This window comes from Pseudomonas sp. EGD-AK9 (assembly GCF_000465935.2).
Lineage (GTDB): Bacteria > Pseudomonadota > Gammaproteobacteria > Pseudomonadales > Pseudomonadaceae > Aquipseudomonas.
Genome location: NZ_AVOF01000487.1, coordinates 1 through 1,826 on the forward strand (window position 1 = coordinate 1; position 1,826 = coordinate 1,826).

Below are 1,826 nucleotides of genomic sequence, written 5' to 3' on the forward strand. Positions count from 1 at the left end.
GGCCGCCGGCCACCTCCGGGCACAGCGCCACCACCCGCCCCTCGTCCAACCAACGTTGCAGCTGATCGAAGGGACCATGGGCGCCGCCGTCGTAACGCACCCGATGGCCGAGCAGGCAGCGACTGACCAATATCTTCTGCATCGACTCTCTCCATTGCCGCCACCAGAGTAACCGCCGGTAACAGCGCCGTCAGCCCTCGCTCCGGCACGCGGAAATGCGCCCGCACGCCGCGATTTTCCGGGCCTGGCGGCCTATCCTTCGGCGGGAAGCGGCATTGCCCCATGGCCAAGCGGGCAGCGCCCCAGCAGACTGGCGCGGCCAACCAGGGAGGTTACCGCTCATGTCCCAGCCGCTCCGTCCGCTCGCCCTGCCACTGCTGTGCAGCCTGGCGCTGCTCGCCCCGTCCGCGCAGGCCGCCCTGCTCGCCCTCGAAGACGCCAGCCTGAGCCAGATCAGCGGCCAGGCCGGCATCAGCATCCGCCTCGACCTGATGGCGCGCATCGACGAGGTGCGCTGGCAGGACGACGGCGGCAGCCTGTCGCTGCGCAACGTCAAGATCGACAACGGCTGCCTCAAACCCAGCGATTGCGACGGCTATGCCCTGGGCCCGGCCCAGCTGGGCGCCAGCGTGCCGATCCTCGGCATCGAGGTGCCGACCCTGGAGGTGGACGTGGTCAAGGGCGGCAACGGCCAGAGCCAGCTGCAACTCAAGCTGCCCAACCTCACCGCGATCAACCAGCAGCTCGGCCCGCTGGGCAAGCTGGTGATCCGCGCCCGCGTGGCCAGCGACCTGTATATCGGCGACACCAGCATCGGCAACGTCGCCCTGCGCGATATCCGCGACATCAATGGCACCATCAAGGTCTGGGGCCACTGAGCGGAGCAAATCCTCAGATCGGGTCACTACCGCGGCGCCTGAACCAGCCGGTCAGCGACAGCCGCTCGCGAGTGGCCGGCAGCACCTCGTGGGGCATCTCGGCGGAGAGAAACAGCGCCAGGGTGCCGGCCTGCGGCAGCACGTCATGCTCGCGGCCGTCGGCCAGGTACAGGCGCAACGCGCCGCCCTGCTCGGCCTGCCAATCCTCGTTGAGGTAGAACACCGCCGACACGCTGCGGCGGTCGTCGTCGCGAAAGCGGTCCAGGTGCTTCTGGTAGTAGGCGCCCGGCGCATAGAACGCGAAGTGGCTCTCGTAGTCCTCGAGGCCCAGATACAGCGCCTGATTCAGCGCCCGGCGCAAGCCGTCCATCAGCTGCAGATACTGGTCGCAGGCATGGCTCTGGCCAGACTCCAGCCATTGGATGCGATCCCCACGAATCCCCTCCTGCACCTGCTGGGCGCTGCCGCGGCCGACGCCGGCGGCACTGAGTTCGCCGCTTTGTGCACGTCTGCGGCACTCGGCGGCCAGTTCGCGGGTCAGAAGCTCGGGGGCGAAAAGCGCCCGTTGCGACCAGCCCTGGCTGGCGAGGTCGTCGATAAGGCTGGCGAAGAGGTGGTGCTGGCTGGATTCGGTCATGGCGGCGATTGTATCAGCGCCAGTCAGTCCGCTCGACAAGCCCCGGCCGGCCGCCGAAAATAGCCGCCCGCTGCCCCCAGCGGACGGCCAGGCCCGTTTGCCAAGGAGTTCTCGATGCGCCTTCTGTTTGCCCTGTTGCTGTTCGGCCTGGCCCTGCCGAGCCTGGCCGACGACCACCTGCGCCTGTACCAGGCGGCCGGCTGGCCGCAACAACGCGAGCACTTCAACCAGGCCCTCGACGCCGCCCAGCAGCGCTACCGCAGCACCCTGCCGCCGGCGGTGTATCAGGCGCTGGTGGACAACAGCAACCG

3 protein-coding genes and 1 pseudogene are annotated in these 1,826 nt (G+C 68.7%); 2 read left to right on the top strand and 2 right to left on the bottom strand.

The annotated features are described in order from the left end of the window. Positions 1 to 142, bottom strand: a 142-nt coding sequence (locus tag N878_RS19305) for a 2-thiouracil desulfurase family protein (RefSeq protein WP_036988313.1), incomplete at its 3' end; no start/stop codon positions are given. A gap of 199 nt (positions 143 to 341) precedes the next feature. On the opposite strand from N878_RS19305, the gene N878_RS19310 reads away from it, so the two are divergent. Beyond that, entirely contained in the window at positions 342 to 878 is a 537-nt protein-coding gene (locus N878_RS19310) for a DUF6160 family protein (RefSeq protein WP_021445206.1), read from the top strand. A gap of 13 nt (positions 879 to 891) precedes the next feature. Here the strand turns inward: N878_RS19310 and N878_RS19315 are convergent, their stop codons facing one another. Then, positions 892 to 1,515 (bottom strand): 2OG-Fe(II) oxygenase, encoded by a 624-nt coding sequence (locus N878_RS19315; protein ID WP_021445207.1) that lies wholly within the window; start codon positions 1,513 to 1,515, stop codon positions 892 to 894. A 114-nt stretch (positions 1,516 to 1,629) separates the two neighbouring features. On the opposite strand from N878_RS19315, the pseudogene N878_RS19320 reads away from it, so the two are divergent. Beyond that, positions 1,630 to 1,826, top strand: a pseudogene (locus tag N878_RS19320) (hypothetical protein); the annotation flags it as partial.

Bases quoted from the DNA above. Each gene is read 5' to 3' on its own strand.
- N878_RS19310 (WP_021445206.1), top strand. From the start codon at position 342: ATGTCCCAGCCGCTCCGTCCGCTCGCCCTGCCACTGCTGTGCAGCCTG.
- N878_RS19315 (WP_021445207.1), bottom strand. From the start codon at position 1,515: ATGACCGAATCCAGCCAGCACCACCTCTTCGCCAGCCTTATCGACGAC.